The sequence below is a fragment of the Bacillus sp. ISL-47 genome (assembly GCF_018613175.1).
Lineage (GTDB): Bacteria > Bacillota > Bacilli > Bacillales > Cytobacillaceae > Cytobacillus.
Map to the genome: position 1 here is coordinate 1 of NZ_JAGGQS010000081.1, position 15,571 is coordinate 15,571.

The following is a 15,571-nucleotide window of genomic DNA, read 5'->3' on the forward strand; positions in this document are numbered from 1 at the left end:
CACCCCCTCCTACTCGATTGTAATTTTGGATAAAAAAAACAGTGTGAGAAAAGATAAACAGTATCGAATGTTAATGGGGTATCTGCGATGGTTACGTTTAGCTATCTGACAATTTTTATACTAATGACTCTTTTGTCCACAGTATTTGATATGCAAATTTTTGAATTCACCTTTTGGGAAGCTTTAAAAAATTTGTTGTTTTCAGAGGTTGCCACTGGAAGAATGATTATACTTGTTACGATTGTCGTTGGATTGGTATCCAGCATTGTAACTGATTTTCGTATTTTTAAAGCGCGAAAACAATCACGCTCCTCTTGATCCTATACTTTAGCAATGTGCCTTGGGCTGGAGGAGAACAAAGAACAAAAACTGCCGCTTTTAGTGAGTGGCGAATTAGAATTGTGCCCACTACCAGGAACGGAAAACTCTGATTGGATTTTAGGCTGTGATCCAGTATATGCAGACGTCCAAGGCTTTTTATTAAAAGGGAATGGTGATTAGATGTTAAAGGAGAACATTTCTCTTAGCCAGCTGCTGACTTTATTGATCAATTTCCTTTTAGGCAGTGCCATTGTTGTTGGAGTTGGCGGGGATGCAAAAAAAGATGCGTGGATTGCCATCGCAATTTCGGTTGTCATCGGACTTGGGATCATGCTGTTTTACTATTTTATCATTAGCCGGATGCCAGGGAAGAATCTGTTTGAAATTATGGAGTTTTGTTTTAAAAGGCCCATTGCTATTATGCTTTCTATTGTATATATCATCTATTTTCTGTACCTTGCCAGCCGGGTGGTCCGTGACTTTGGCGAATTGATTGCTTCTGCCATTCTCCCGTCAACGCCAATCGAAATCATTTCACTGACGATATGTATGCTGATGGCCTATATTTTATATCTGGGGCTTGAAGTGCTTGGGAGAACCTCGGAGATTTTCACCCCGTATTTATTCGGATTTCTTTTTCTTCTCACGATCCTTTTATTCGCCAGCGGGAACGTGAACTTGTTTGAACTGCAGCCAGTCCTGGGTGATGGATTTCAGCCTGTTTTTAAAGCATTATTCCCAACGCTTATTGTGTTTCCCTTTGGTGAGCTGATTGCGTTTACACTGATTCTTCCGGTTGTGACTAATTTTAAATATTGTATGCGTGTGTCTTTAATGGGAGTGGGGATAGCGGGGGCACTCCTGCTATTTGCCATGTTTCTGATGATTGTCACACTGGGAGTGGATGCATTGCTTCGCTCTAATTTTCCAATGCTGAGTTCAGCACGGGAAGTCTCCATCGGAAACTTTATCGAGAGAATCGATGCGCTGGTTGTTTTTATCATGATGCTGGGGATATTGATCAAAGGCTCTGTATTTATGTTTGCGGGGTTAAAAGGCCTTGAATATACTTTCCGGCTTCCATACCGGTATTTTTCCCTTCCGGTGGCGATGATTGTATCCGTGTTTTCCATTTTGATTTCCGTGAACTTTGGTGACCATTGGCAGGAGGGGATTGAGCTGGTTCCATATTATCTGCACCTGCCGATGCAGTTCGGTTTACCATCGCTTCTGTTATTCGTTTTAATCTTGAAGCTAAGAAAGAAAAAGTCTAAATCCAGCGCGAAGGAGATGAAGTTTTGAGTATTCTTAAATCACTTTTAAAGATGCGCAAGAAGAAAGAGCTTCCTATCCAGGTTGAAGAACCTGCAGAGGCTAATGCAGACCTTAAAACGCTGAGTTTAGAGCAGCTGAAGGAAAAAATAAAGGAAGAGTTCGGAAACACTATAGATTTAAGCATGGATGAGCTGAAAACAGAAGGCAAGGATGCACTGCTTGTCTATCTTACAAGCATGGTTGATACAAAACAGCTGAAAGAAACCTTCTTGCAATCACTCAGCGGAAAGCATGATGGACTGGAGTTAACAACTGAGGATGACCTGAAATCGTTATGCAAGGAGAAATTTGGAGGAGCGGGCTACCAGCTCATTGAAACGTTTAATGACATGATTACTGCCCTGCTCTACGGAAATATCATTATCTTTTTTAAGGACATTGAAAAGGCACTCTCCCTTTCCATGACAAGCAGTGAAGATCGATCGATTACAGAGCCAAGCACCCAGACCGTCATTAGGGGACCAAAGGATGGGTTTGTTGAATCAATATCCACCAATGTAAGCCTGTTAAGAAGAAGAATAAAAAACAGAAATCTGCGCTTCGAGAAGTTTATCATCGGGTCCGAGACGAATACTTCTGTCTATATTAGCTATATGGAAGGCATTTCGAATAAAAAAATAGTAGAGGAGGTTCGTAAAAGGCTTAGCAAAATAAAGGTTCATGCCATCTTTGAATCCGGCAATATTGAAGAGCTGATCGCAGATAAAACGGCCACACCCTTTCCGCTTGCGCTAAATACAGAAAGGCCTGATGCGGTGGCGGCAAATCTGCTTGATGGCAAGATTGCTATTTTGGTTGATGGCACGCCGTTTGTTTTACTGGTTCCGGCTGTCCTGGTTGATTTCTTTTCTATTGCAGAAGATTATTATCAAAATTTTATGATGGGCAGCTTCTTAAGGATGATCAGGTATTTGTCATTTATGATTGCCCTGATTACCCCTTCTTTATATGTCGGTATTTTAACCTTTCACCATGAGCTTTTGCCAACTCCGCTCCTGCTGGGGATCATTGCCCAGCGGGAAGGGGTTCCCTTTCCGGCAGTAATAGAAGTCCTTATTATGGAAGTGACCTTTGAGATTTTGCGTGAAGCCGGTGTCCGAATGCCCAGGGCTGTTGGACAAACGGTTTCAATTGTAGGGGCGCTTGTAATCGGGCAGGCTGCAGCCGAAGCAGGGATTATCTCCAATATCATGGTGATTATTGTCGCGATTACCGCCATTGCCAATTTTGTATCACCGACCTACAGTTTTGCAGCGGCAGCAAGGTTATTGCGATTTATGCTGATTATTGTCTCGGCTATCTTGGGGCTTTATGGTGTTTTGATTGTCCTTGTTTTCATTGTGGCTCATTTAAGCTCACTTAGATCGTTTGGGGTTGCTTATTTATCACCAGTTGCGCCTTTTATTATTGAACAGCAGAAAGATGTTTTCTTTCGTTTTCCGTTCTGGAGCATGCGGCAGCGTCCTGCATACTTAAAAACACAGAACCCTGAGAAAATGCCTAAAACAGGATCACCTTCTCCTCCGCCTATGAAAGGGGAGCGGGCAAATTGAAAAGGTATGCCTTATTGGCCATTCTTATTCAAGTTATGATCCTGCTTTCAGGATGCTGGGACCAAAGGGAACTTGGGGAAATAACCGTTGTTACTGGAATGGCGGTAGACAAAGGTGAAAACGATAAATATGTTCTGACTGTAGAGGGCATTAATGCGACTGAACTAAATAAACAGACTGCAAGCGGATTTGCTCCTTCTATCGTTTATGGTGTGGAAGGCAACTCACTTGCTGAACTGGCCTACAAAGTGAATGAAGGAATTTCGAGACATTTGATCTATTCGCATATGAGGACATTAATCATTGGAGAAGAACTGGCTAAGGAGGGAATCATTGATTTTATTGATTATCTTGAGAGAAACAGGGAAATTCGTGATGACTTCAATATTTTAATTGCAAGAGGTATGAGGGGTGCTGATATCTTAAGGGTAACCTATCAATTCCAAAAGTCTCCCTCCCTAAAGCTCCATACGCAGCTTGATACCATGAAGAAGGATTGGGGGGGCGACCCGGGTGTGAGAATGAATGATGTCATAAGAGCCTGGACTTCTTCAGGCCGGGAGCCTGTGATGGCAGCCGTTACCATTCTGGGAGATCCAAAGAAGGGTCTGAGTTCCGAGAATATGAAAAAAGTGACTCCGGATGCTCTCGTCATACTCGATTCCCTTGCAATATTTAAAAAGGATAAGTTAGCGGGCTATCTTTCCTTAGAGGATTCAAGGAACTATTTATGGATTCAGGATAAAATAATAAAAACGTCTATTACTGTAGAATGTGAAGAAGGCCGCTATATGGGGTTAAGGGTGTATAATACAAGAACGAAGATAAACGGAGAAATTCAAGGCGGCCAGCCAAAAATAGATATTAATATAAGAGCTGAAGCGTACGTGGATGGCACCCACTGCAATAATCAATTTGATAAAGCAAAAACTTATTTTGATTGCGAAAGCTGTGCAGAGAAATACTTAGAAAAAGTCATTTCAGGGACGATAAAAAAGGTCCAGGAAGAGTACGAAGCGGATATTTTCGGCTTTGGAGAAGTGGTGCAAAGGCAGGATTATAAAGACTTTAAACAAGTAGAAGACAGCTGGGATGAAAAATTTTCAGAAGCAGATGTGAAGGTAGATACAACAGTTATAATTAGAAGATCAGGAATCAGGACAAAAAGCTTTTTGAATGAAGTTAAATAAGATATAATTTTTCTATCGAAATTGATTTACAATTCAGCCTATTATTTGATGAAGGCTTATTGCAACCTAAAGGTCTGGGCATAGTCCAGCCCTTATTTCTTTTTAAAGGGGCCATGACAGATGAATTTTGAGACCGCTGTATTACATAGGAAAAACAAGACTGATCGGACGATCAAAAGCAAAGTGACGCCTATTTACCAAACCTCTGCTTTTGCCTTTAATGACCTTGAGGAACTGGAGGGGTTTTACCAGGGAAACGGCAATTATTTATATTCCCGGGTAGGAAACCCGAATACGGATGAGCTTGGCGACTTAATTGCCAGTCTGGAAGGGGCACCGGCTGGTGTAGCGGCATCATCAGGTTTGTCAGCCATTTTAGCTGGAGTGCTGGCTGTTGTTAAAAGCGGGGACCATATTGTGGCTGCAGATGACCTGTATGGAGGCAGCTTTCATTTGATAAAAGAAGAGCTGACACAGCTGGGAATAGAAGTAACGGTCGTACCTTTTTCCGATATGGAGAAAGTTGAGGAAGCAATTAAGGACAATACCAAGCTGCTTTATTCCGAATCCATCACCAATCCATTATTGAGAGTGGAAAATTTGGAGGAGGTCTCCCGCCTGGCGAAAAAGCACAGCCTTATATCCCTGATTGATAATACGTTTGCAACCCCATACCATTGCCAGCCATATCTTACGGACATTGACTTAATTGTGCACAGTGCAACGAAATATATTGGCGGGCACAGCGATATTACAGCAGGTGTCCTCGTTGGGGATGAAGCGCTGATTGGGAAAGCGCGCGGAAAAATCGTGAACCTTGGAGCCAATTTAAGTCCGTTTGAAGCATGGCTGACATGCAGGGGGGCGAAAACGCTTGCACTTAGAATGAGGCAGCAATCCTCTAACGCTAAAAAAGTGGCTGAGGCACTAAAGGAAAATCAGGATATTAAAACAGTCTATTATCCGTTTGAGCACGGGGACGCCGGCTTTGGAGCGATTGTGACAATTGAGTTGGCTGACAGGATTAAAGTGAATGAGTTTTTCAAAGGACTAGGCTGGGTAAAAATAGTCCCAACCCTTGCAGGAGTTGAAACATCTGTGTCCCATCCGCTGACAACCTCGCACAGGGCATTGCCTCCTGAAGCCTGCAGGAAACTAGGCATATCCAGCCATGTTGTACGCATTTCAATCGGAATTGAGCATGCAGAGGATATTATTGCCCAGCTAAATCATGCAATCAAGCAAGGGCTAGCATAAACGAAGAAGATTCCCGGCGAGGCCGTGGAATCTTTTTTCTTGCTAAGCTATCTTCCCAACAACAAATCATCCTCTAAATGCTCTCCAGCTTTTCAAAAAACCAAAACTTCAATAAAACCAAAAAGAGGATGGTTAAAAACAAGTTTTTCCAGCTGATCGTCAGCTTGCCGTTCTTTGGCAGAACAATCCCCATCGATACCAGGTACCAAAACCATTTTTTATTTGTCCACTTATTAGGATTATACGATTGGCTTTCCTGGTTCTTTTTATTTTCATGGCGGGCCCAAAGGATGGCAATGATAATATCCAGGACAGAGCCGATTGAAATAGCCGTTATGATAAAAGTCTTGGAGGGCTGCCATTTTCCTTCATTTTCAGTCGCTTTCCTTTTCTGTTTTTCATCCTGGATTTGGATTTCCTTTGAAAAGGCAGATGAAATTTCAGCTGGCTGCTCCTTTTGAAAGGAAGGCTTAAAGGCAGCAGCGGAAAAAATTAAGGAACATAATAAAGCGAAATAGATGATAAAGAAAAGTGCTATCTGCTTTGTGGAACGGCGCATTTGCATAATATGACCCCCTTGACATCATCGTACCATTTTCACCATTAAAATATTGGAAAATTATGTTACATATTTATGAACCTAAATAAAAGAATCAAGCAGCAATTTTTTTAAACGTGAAGGGATGAAGATATTCTTTCCATTCAATACTAAGGTAACAGTATTTTTGGAAGGAGCTGATCCTATGCCTGAGCTGCCGGAAATGGAAACTTACAGAAGGTTATTGACTGAACAGCTGGCTGGCAGAACCATTGCGGGTGTGGAAATTAACCGTGAAAAGTCGATTAATATCAATAACGGGCAATTTCAGAGCCAGCTATTAAATACGCAAATCACGGAAATTCAGCGGAGGGCCAAGCACCTTATCTTCAAGCTAAGTTCCGGCAAAAACTTGCTGCTGCATCTTATGCTTGGCGGTTGGATGTATATTGGCAATGAAGAAGACAGCCCTGATCGGACAAAACAGGTCATCCTTGCCTTCGGGGAAAAAAAATTATATTTTATCGGCTTAAGACTGGGCTACCTTTACCTCTTAACAGACACTGAATTGGAGAAAGAGCTGGCTGATTTAGGGCCGGAACCCATGGATCAAACATTCAGTTTTCCTGTTTTCCGTGAGCTAATTGGGAGCAGAAGGGGGATGCTGAAAACTACTTTTGTCAATCAGCAGTTTTTATCCGGAATCGGCAATTGCTATAGCGATGAAATCTGCTTTGAAGCCGGTCTGCTTCCCATGAAAAAAGCGGATGAACTGGATGAGGACGAAATCAAAATTCTCTACCAGTCTTTAAAGAGTGTGCTAACGAGAGCCATCCAGTTTGGGGGCTATATGGAGGAACCGCTGTTTAGAGGGGACACAAAAACGGGGGGATATAATGAACAATGCAGGGTTTATGATAGGGAAGGAGAAGCATGCCTTCGCTGCAGCAGCCCCATCGTAAAAGAAGAGATTTCGTCGCGAAAAACATTTTACTGCAGGAATTGCCAAAAATAGTGCCGGATTTATCCTTAATGTGCTTAAAACCTCTTTTTTCCGAGTTAATAGCTCTATAAAATTGGCATGTTGATTTCCGCTACAGGGACTCAGCGAACGCGGGCGGTCCGGGAGCCTCCTCGGTGCATTCGCACCTGCGGTGTCTCCCGTTGACGCGCTTCTCCCGCAGGAGTCTCGCCCCTTCCGCTCCAATCAACAGGGTGCAAGAATCAGTATCAGCAAATACATTAAGGTAAAAAAGGGAAAATCGTCCTTTTTGGTATAATAAGTGTCGCCACAACCAACCATTCGAGAAAGGAACGGTTTTCTTATGTAAAAAGAGTAGAACAAGAACCAACTAACATCCCTGTACCATGGAGGTGTGAGACCTCACATTATTATTCTATGCGTCTGACTCAAAAGGGCTCACTTAACGACCTTTTGAGTCAGATGCAATTTTCCTTACTCTGCTGAATCTCTTTGAACCGGGTCCACCGATGTGGAATCCTTGGTATTCATTGCCCCTTTTAAGAAGTAGACAAGCATAAATCCGGCAAGCCCCAATGAAATCATAAACCCTGCCGTAATCGTCCACATTAAAGCCATCTCTTAACCTCCCTTTTTCATCAGCCAGTGAAGTAAACGGGAATGTGAAAGCGTTTCCTTTATTAAGATATATGCCTGAAATCGATAATCTTTCCCTTTCCAATGCGAAAAAAGGAAGGGAACGGATGTATGAATCACGAAGAATAAAGGCAGGGGGACTGCTGTAGAGCAGGGGACCTAAAAAAGGGTACTGTTCCGAAATTTAATAAAAGGAGGAGATATCATTGGATTTTAAAACAGCTGACCTGTGTGATGAATACACCAGAGAGCTTCTTATATGCCAGCAGGAATTTAAATCGTATGGAAAAAGAAGCAAGTTTTCTGGCCCCATTTCAACCGTTAGAGTTTTTGAAGATAATGTGCTAGTAAAAGCGGCATTGGAGTCCATCCCAGCAGGAAATGTGCTGGTCGTTGACGGCGGCGGCTCAAAAAGGTGTGCGTTAATGGGCGACCGGCTCGGCGAGATTGCCGAATCAAGAAGGCTCGCGGGTGTAATTATTTATGGCTGTGTCCGGGATACCGTGGAGTTAGGCGATTTGGAGACCGGGATAATCGCTCTTGGCAGCAATCCTTTAAAAAGCAAAAAAGAAGGAAAAGGGGATCGGGATATTCCTGTTACATTCGGCGGAATTGATTGGAAGCCTGGTGATTATGTTTATGCAGACGAAGATGGGGTCATAGTCGCTGCGAGAAGCCTCCTATAGAGGAAAGAAACACCCGTCATTATTGGCGGGTGTTTCTGCTTTTAAGCACTTTCCCTAAAACAGGGGAATAACCTATATAAAAGGGGGTGCAAGTATGTTTATCATTATATTTTTATTATGGGCTGCTGGCATTTATATCCTGTTTCGTAAAAGGGAAGAAGATGAACATCTGCTATTTTTAAAGCTACTCGGCTATTATCTCCTGGGCTCATTTAATTTTAGTCTGAATGGACTCGTTCTTCCAGTCGGTTTTGTCATAAGCTTGTTTTTAAAACCGCAGCAAAATAAGAGTGTTAAGCGAGGAGCAGCTATTTTCGGTTTGATTATGATGATTCTCGGCTTGTTTTTAAGTTAATCCTCCGTGTTGGCTTCCCTTTCAATGCTGATTTCTTCAGGGAGCATTTTCGAAGCTTCCGGCACCGGGCGGGGTTCATAATCGATTTCATCAGAGGAAAACACTCTGATGACCATTTGGCCGTGTATGGCTTTGGCGCGAATAAGCAATGGGTAGCTGTACCGATTTTTAAAAGTGAAGTCAGGGCCATACCAGCTGACCGTTGCGTCCCGGCCTGGCGGTACATATGGAACCTTTTTGCTGTGGGAGTACCGCTCCAGAACCTTGACGCCCGCCCGGTCAACCGCATTGAAAAGAGTGGAGGATACCTGGCAAATGCCTCCGCCAATATCTTCTGAAAGCTCACCCCTTACGATAACTGGGGCGCGCATATATCCTTTTTCCTTCGTTCTCTTGCCAACTACACGATTAAAGGAAAATGTCTCCCCCGGAAATATAACATGGTTATTGATGGCTTCTGCTGCCAGTTCTATATTATGGGATCGTGTTGTGTTATTCGGATTAAAATATGTTACATACTGGGCAATTCGGTTAACGCGGATATGGGCTAAAAGATCCCGGTCAACACGCGGATAAATAGCAAGCAACGGAATCTCTGCTGCTGATGAACCCGTTTGATAAAAATATGTATAGAAAATATCTGTAAACGCTTTACGGTGAAGCTTTCTTCCAGCCTGCTCAGAGATAATTCTTCCTGTATCATCTATATAAGCATTGACCGGGGGTAAATATGTCCGGCGATCCAATTTGACAAGGAACTGATTATACTTTTCAAGGTCAATAAGGGGCATGCCTGGAAAAGGCATCTGATACTCAGCCCTGGCCATGCTCGCGATGGGTTTTCCATCCCTTTCAATTGTTAAGTTTTCAGGAAGATTGGCCGTATGAGATTGTACTAAAAGCATTAATCCAAACATCCATGAAAATTTCATATCACTGGCACACCTCCGACCTTAGTATAGGCGGGAAGGCATGGTTTCATGTGCCGAAAAAAGTAAAATGGTCACGTTAATAGCCCATTTCTTCAAGAAGCTTGATCATCACATCGGGCCGGTTGGTAATGAGGCCATCCGCTCCTTTCCTGATAAGCTCTGCCATCGTTTCTTTATCATCTATTGTCCAATAATGTACATCAATTCCTCTCCGATGCGCTCCATTCATATACCTTTTGGCAGTCAAATCAATCTTGCCTTCTCTTACAGGAATCTGAAATGCATCCACGCTGGGACTGTAAAAATTGCGCAGGAACAATGAATGCATGATCACGAAGTTTTTTATTTCCTGCCGCCCGCCTGCTAAAGCGGTTTGCCGGTTTGAAATTTCGGCAAAGACATCAACGATCTCCTGGTCAAAAGCAACAACGAGTACTTGTTCCTCCTTTCCATATTTTTTAATCAGCTTCCACAGATTCCCGGCAGCTTCCTCTATCCTGTTGGCAGGGATATCATCTTTGATTTCAATCACCATCTTCATATTTGAAAAAGCAGTAAAAATCTCATCCACCGTTGGAATAGATGTCCCTTTACCTCTATAGCTTTTTTTTCCATTTAGATCTTTAAAGTCATAGCCAGCATCCAGGACTTGTATTTCCTCCAAGGTCAGCTCCTCAACAGAGCCCGTGCCATTGGTCGTCCTATCAACAGTTGCATCATGGATGGCCACTAAATGCCCATCCTTTGTTATATGAATATCGAATTCAAGAGCATCTACGCCCATATCAACAGCACCCTGGAAGGCAGCCATTGTGTTCGAAGGTGCCAATAACTCTCCACCCTGGTGGGCAATAACCATAGGCCTTTCTGATTCAAAAAAAGGCTTAGACTCTAGTTTTTCTACAGGCAGAAACTGGATGGCTACAAGAGCGGCAGCAAAGGCCGCTATTATCATCAGTGCTGTATAGGCTTTTGTTTTCCGTATTTGCAGCTGGGGCATCTTACATTTTCCTCTCTTTAAAAAATCCATATGTGAAAATTCGCTAATAACATAAAGAATCCTTCTCCGCTAAGAGCCCGAATCCTTCCCTCTATTAAAGAATATATTGGTATAAATCTAATCGTGAGGGAATGAGGAAATTGCAGCCAGTCCAGGCAGAAATGAGCCGATTAATCGGAGAACTTAGGAAAACCCAGGCAGGAGATGGTTCCTGGAGGCATCCGTTTGAAACAGGAATCATAACAGATGCGTATATGATCATCCTGTTGAGGACATTGAAAATGAAGGATGAAGCCCTTATTAAGAAACTGGCGGAGAGAATCGAAAGCCGCCAGGAACATAACGGGGCATGGAAGCTTTTTAGAGACGAGGGGGAAGGTAATTTGTCGTTAACGATTGATGCCTATTACGCCCTTTTATACTCAGGCTATAAACAAAGGCATGATCCCAATATGGCAGCAGCAAGAAAGTTTATTTTATCTAAGGGCGGCATAAAGAAAGCTGGTATGTACACAAAAATCATGCTGGCAATGACAGGCCAATATCCATGGCCGGTTATCTTTCCGGTTCCGATTGAAATTGTTCTGCTTCCGCCTTCCTGCCCAATCAGCATCTATCAGCTTTCAAGTTTTGCAAGAATTAATTTATTGCCGGTTATTTTGCTGGGAAACAAAAAATACAGCCTTCGGACAAAAAATAGTCCAGACTTAAGTGAGCTTTATGGAACAGGACATAGGGAGGAACTTTGGGGAGAAATACGCTCTGATGATTGGAAAAAGATTATGAATACCTTGTCCAGCCTGGTTAAAGGTCTGATTGGAATTCCGAAGCGGCTCCGGAGTATGGCCCTTGAAGGCACGAAGCAATACATGCTTCAGCGGATTGAACCCGACGGAACGTTATTAAATTATTTTAGCAGCACTTATTATATGATCTTTGCACTCCTTGCACTTGGCTATACTGCCAGGGATCCGGTCATTACGAAAGCTGTAGAAGGGTTAAAGGGAATGGCCTGTACCATCGACGGCCATACTCATATCCAATATACCGATGCTGCGGTTTGGAATACGGCTTTAATTTCCCATGCCATTCAGAAAGCGGGGGTGGATGAGTCAGATGACATCATTCAAAAAGCCAATCAATATCTCCTTTCCAGGCAGCATACACGCTATGGCGACTGGATTGTCCACAATCGGAAAGCACTCCCGGGCGGATGGGGGTTTTCCGATTTAAATACCATGCATCCAGATGTGGATGATACAACCGCCAGCTTAAGAAGCTTTCATAAGATAGCCTTACAGGATCCGGTGTTGGAGCAATCCATGAAGAGAGGGCAGGATTGGGTCCGGTCCATGCAAAACCGGGATGGGGGCTGGCCAGCCTTTGAAAAAAATGTGGATAACCAGCTGCTGAATCTCTTGCCCATCCAGGGTGCTGAATTTATCCTCACAGATCCATCCACAGCTGACTTAACCGGAAGGACACTGGAATATTTAGGGGAATACACTGCCCTTGATCAAACTGACAATTCTATAAAAAGAGCCATAAAGTGGCTGAGAAAAGATCAGGAGAGAGATGGGTCCTGGTACGGCCGCTGGGGCATTTGCTATCTGTACGGAACATGGGCAGCTCTTACCGGTTTAGCCGCTGCAGGCGAATCGCCGGATGAGGCTTACATCAGGAAGGCAGTTAATTGGATAAAGTCGGCTCAAAATAATGATGGCGGCTGGGGAGAATCCTGCAGAAGCGATATAGAAAAGAGGTATATCCCACTGGGTGCCAGCACCTTGACACATACCGCATGGGCAGTGGATGCCCTCATTGCAGTCTCGAAAGAAAACAGTCCCGAAATCAGAAAGGGCATTGCCTTCCTCATTCGCGAAGGACAAAGAGATGACTGGACAGCAGACTACCCAAAAGGCCAGGGAATGGCCGGGTTCTTCTATATGCATTACCACAGCTACCGGTATATCTGGCCATTATTGGCACTAAGCCATTATGAGAAGAAATTCAACCAAAAAGGAAGCCTAGAGTAAGATAACGGGTTCCGTTTCCTATCACATAACGTCAAGTTGCACATGAAAATGTCAACCAAAATGTAATCCTTTTCGCACTATAAAATGCATGACAAAAACATGATATATAGCAAGGAGTCATACACTTGCTATGTGGCTTTTAAGAAGTTTAAAACTATTTCCGCCTTCTTCGTAGCGGTTTTTGTGTAGGAGGTATGAATAGGCGGAGAATTTCCGGTTAATGTATATGGAGGAAGCTAAAAAAGCGAAAATAAGCGGAGAATTTCCGATTAACTGCTCTAAATAGCACAAAATTCAAAGATTTGGATGATATAAGCGGAAAAACTCTTCTTAATTTTAGGGAAATATGGGTATTTCCCAATTTAACCGGAATTTTTCCGCTTATTTTTTATACCCTGTCAAATCACCACCAAGATAAAGTATGGCCTAACCTTAAATTTCTGTATACTATTTAGCAGTAAAAATGTAGTGTATTTTGCTGCGGTACAGTGGTTATTGTACCTCCACATATTTATGTACATATCGCACTTCAAATTCCCCAAAAATAGTGATTGAAATCCCTTTATATCAACAAAAATAGACCTCCAAATCATAATACAATTTGAAGGTCATTTTGCATTACATTTTTAATGTTTGCGATAGTTAACGGAACCCGTTAGGAGTAAGAGGGCTTCCTTTTTTATACTTGCTGTTTTCGTAATTTTTGCTGCTTTTTAATAGTAGTGAGGTGAAGCTGATTTTTGATCCAAACATCAGGGGGCTGAAAAAAGCTGTGGTCTGAATAAAGGCCCCTACCTTTTCCCGTCCACCAGCTGGCAGTCTGAGGATGAATCATCTTTATTTTTATTCCGCCATAGCTTGTACATGGCTTTTCCGTCACTAAGTGTGCCGTCAGCCATATCCATTGGCAGCAGGGCAAAGAATACATAATAAAACGAGAAATAAACGAACTGGTACCAGAGCATGGAAACCTCCAGAATATCAATGCGGATTAAATAGTTAACAATAAAAATACTTGCTACATTAAAAATCGAACCGCCTAAGAAGATCAGTGATTTTGTCAGCTTATTATTATATTTTAAAGAGGCATACTCGCACCCTCCATACCAAAAATAAAAGCGTCTAACCTCTAGAAACTTCAGTGAAAAAAGCAATTTGCCTGATCCGATAACAACGCGGATCCCTTTGGCCCCAAATATGGCCGCAAACAAAATGTGCCCCAATAAGTGAATAAGGGTGACCACTGGAAATACAACGAAAAAGGCCTGTATAAACTTCATAAAATCATCATAGCCAAACATATGAGGACCTCCATTTCTACTGTTCTAAGAAAAGCCTGCATATTAGGCATCCTTATTTGTTTGCATATCCCCTGTGTACCCCCTATGTTTGATCATTAACGTACATTCTTTTTCCATATTTGCCAGCTTGGACAAAAGAGACTGACCATCCGCTACGTCTCAGGTCTTATATGAAAATAAAGCTGAGGCTCGTTATAGCAAAAACGAAATACAGGTAAGATGAAATCAAGAAAGGAGGAAATGAAAATGAAAAAACTTGGATTATTGATAGCAGGCGGGGTTGCAGCAATGGTGCTGATCACGAATTTAGGCCCGATGGTAGGGCTGGCAGTAAGTGCAGCGATTCTATATTTTGTGTTTAAACAATTTTTAAAAGCAGATAGCACTTTGGCTAAATTCGGTTACGGGGTCATCGGTTTCATCGCATTTATGGCTACAGCAGCGAACTTCCCGGCCATTCTCGGCCTTGCAGCTGCATACGTGCTTTACCTTGTTTATAAAAAATGGAACGAATCAAGTTCTATCGTAAAAGAAGAAGACAATGACCCTTTCGCGAACTTTGAAAAGCAATGGGCTGAATTAAAACAAAACTAATAAAAATGAGAGTATGAAAAAGGAGAGATCAATATGGCAAACTTATTTACACGCATTAAAGACACTGTAATGGCTGACTTGCATGAAGCATTGGATACAAAGGAGAAAAAGAATCCGATCGCGCTGTTAAATCAATATCTCCGCGAATGTGAGCGCGAAACAGAAAAGGTCCGCAAGCTTTTGGAACGCCAATATACATTAAAAGAAGAGTTCACTCGTGAATACGAGCAGGCAATGGAGCTTGCCGGCAAACGCAAACGCCAGGCTGAAATTGCGTCACAAGCAGGAGAAGAGGAACTCTATCATTTTGCAGCTCAGGAACAAACACAATATGACGAGCGTGCCAATCGTTTAAAAGAATTATTAACTCAAGCTACACAGCAAATGGGAGACCTTGAAAGAAAATACGAAGAAATGAAGCATAAGCTCAAGGATATGCACATCCGCCGCATGGAACTTATGGGCCGCGAAAACATTACACGAGCCAACCATCAAATGGATAAAGTACTGGAAAACGGCAGCTACTCTGATAAGTCCTTCTCAAGATTCAAGGAAATCGAATCATACCTTGACCGTCTGGAGCACCAGGTGAAAAGCTCCTACCATCGCAGTACTATTGATGCCCGCATCGCTCAGCTGGAAAAAGAGCTCGAGAAGAGGCCTGTTATATAATCCATCGTGTCAGAGGTTTAAAAAGGCTCTTTTCGTATAGAATGTTGTCTTTGGATTATAAAGCTTGCCCGTTGATTTCCGCTCCAGTCACGCAGCGAACCCGCGGGGAGGAACGGGAGCCTCCTCGGCGTTTCACGCCTGCGGGGTCTCCCGCTCCCTCTTCTCCCGCAGGACATTGAATAA

Annotated in this window: 15 protein-coding genes; 10 read left to right on the forward strand and 5 right to left on the reverse strand. The window is 42.8% G+C overall.

Annotated elements, in window-relative coordinates; translation table 11 throughout:
• The first annotated feature begins 501 nt into the window (after positions 1–501).
• The 4 genes from J7I93_RS23595 to J7I93_RS23610 all read left to right on the forward strand — a co-directional run bounded on the left by J7I93_RS23595 (position 502) and on the right by J7I93_RS23610 (position 5,656).
• Entirely contained in the window at positions 502–1,623 is a 1,122-nt protein-coding gene (locus J7I93_RS23595; RefSeq protein ID WP_214729135.1) for a GerAB/ArcD/ProY family transporter, read from the forward strand.
• Positions 1,620–3,209, forward strand: coding sequence for a spore germination protein (locus tag J7I93_RS23600; protein WP_214729137.1), 1,590 nt, complete (start codon positions 1,620–1,622; stop codon positions 3,207–3,209). Before J7I93_RS23595 ends, J7I93_RS23600 begins: the two co-directional genes overlap by 4 nt.
• Positions 3,206–4,399 carry a Ger(x)C family spore germination protein gene (locus J7I93_RS23605; protein WP_214729139.1) on the forward strand — a complete coding sequence of 398 codons (1,194 nt, stop codon included), beginning with the start codon at positions 3,206–3,208 and terminating at the stop codon, positions 4,397–4,399. Before J7I93_RS23600 ends, J7I93_RS23605 begins: the two co-directional genes overlap by 4 nt.
• Positions 4,400–4,519: 120 nt before the next feature.
• Positions 4,520–5,656 carry a trans-sulfuration enzyme family protein gene (locus tag J7I93_RS23610; protein ID WP_214729141.1) on the forward strand — a complete coding sequence of 379 codons (1,137 nt, stop codon included), beginning with the start codon at positions 4,520–4,522 and terminating at the stop codon, positions 5,654–5,656.
• 73 nt (positions 5,657–5,729) lie between these two features.
• On the opposite strand, the gene J7I93_RS23615 is transcribed toward J7I93_RS23610, so the two are convergent.
• Positions 5,730–6,221, reverse strand: a complete 492-nt coding sequence (locus J7I93_RS23615; RefSeq protein ID WP_214729143.1) for a hypothetical protein — start codon at positions 6,219–6,221, stop codon at positions 5,730–5,732.
• 178 nt (positions 6,222–6,399) lie between these two features.
• Here J7I93_RS23615 and mutM point away from each other — a divergent pair, with 178 nt between their 5' ends.
• Positions 6,400–7,209 (forward strand): bifunctional DNA-formamidopyrimidine glycosylase/DNA-(apurinic or apyrimidinic site) lyase, encoded by an 810-nt coding sequence (gene mutM / locus J7I93_RS23620; protein ID WP_214729145.1) that lies wholly within the window; start codon positions 6,400–6,402, stop codon positions 7,207–7,209.
• 441 nt (positions 7,210–7,650) lie between these two features.
• On the opposite strand, the gene J7I93_RS23625 is transcribed toward mutM, so the two are convergent.
• A complete protein-coding gene (locus J7I93_RS23625; protein WP_214729147.1) occupies positions 7,651–7,794 on the reverse strand; it encodes a hypothetical protein in 144 nt (47 codons plus the stop codon).
• Positions 7,795–8,018: 224 nt separating this feature from the next.
• On the opposite strand from J7I93_RS23625, the gene rraA reads away from it, so the two are divergent.
• Positions 8,019–8,498: a ribonuclease E activity regulator RraA gene (gene rraA, locus J7I93_RS23630; protein WP_214729149.1), complete on the forward strand. Its 480-nt coding sequence runs from the start codon at positions 8,019–8,021 to the stop codon at positions 8,496–8,498.
• 94 nt (positions 8,499–8,592) lie between these two features.
• Entirely contained in the window at positions 8,593–8,853 is a 261-nt protein-coding gene (locus tag J7I93_RS23635; RefSeq protein ID WP_214729150.1) for a hypothetical protein, read from the forward strand.
• On the opposite strand, the gene J7I93_RS23640 is transcribed toward J7I93_RS23635, so the two are convergent.
• On the reverse strand, positions 8,850–9,785 hold the full coding sequence (locus J7I93_RS23640) for a VanW family protein (RefSeq protein ID WP_214729152.1): 936 nt from the start codon (positions 9,783–9,785) through the stop codon (positions 8,850–8,852). The two genes, J7I93_RS23635 and J7I93_RS23640, sit on opposite strands and share 4 nt — an antisense overlap.
• A 76-nt stretch (positions 9,786–9,861) precedes the next feature.
• The gene (locus J7I93_RS23645) at positions 9,862–10,785 is read right to left on the reverse strand and encodes a glycerophosphodiester phosphodiesterase family protein (protein ID WP_214729154.1); all 924 of its coding nucleotides are present in this window, start codon (positions 10,783–10,785) and stop codon (positions 9,862–9,864) included.
• 131 nt (positions 10,786–10,916) lie between these two features.
• Here J7I93_RS23645 and shc point away from each other — a divergent pair, with 131 nt between their 5' ends.
• Entirely contained in the window at positions 10,917–12,821 is a 1,905-nt protein-coding gene (gene shc / locus J7I93_RS23650) for a squalene--hopene cyclase (protein ID WP_214729156.1), read from the forward strand.
• Between the two features lie 791 nt (positions 12,822–13,612).
• On the opposite strand, the gene J7I93_RS23655 is transcribed toward shc, so the two are convergent.
• Positions 13,613–14,122, reverse strand: a complete 510-nt coding sequence (locus J7I93_RS23655; protein WP_214729158.1) for a hypothetical protein — start codon at positions 14,120–14,122, stop codon at positions 13,613–13,615.
• Between the two features lie 246 nt (positions 14,123–14,368).
• Between J7I93_RS23655 and J7I93_RS23660 the strand changes: the two genes are divergently transcribed.
• Both J7I93_RS23660 and J7I93_RS23665 read left to right on the forward strand, forming a co-directional pair.
• Entirely contained in the window at positions 14,369–14,716 is a 348-nt protein-coding gene (locus J7I93_RS23660; RefSeq protein WP_214729160.1) for a lmo0954 family membrane protein, read from the forward strand.
• Between the two features lie 33 nt (positions 14,717–14,749).
• Positions 14,750–15,388 carry a PspA/IM30 family protein gene (locus tag J7I93_RS23665; protein WP_214729162.1) on the forward strand — a complete coding sequence of 213 codons (639 nt, stop codon included), beginning with the start codon at positions 14,750–14,752 and terminating at the stop codon, positions 15,386–15,388.
• Positions 15,389–15,571 lie beyond the last annotated feature (183 nt).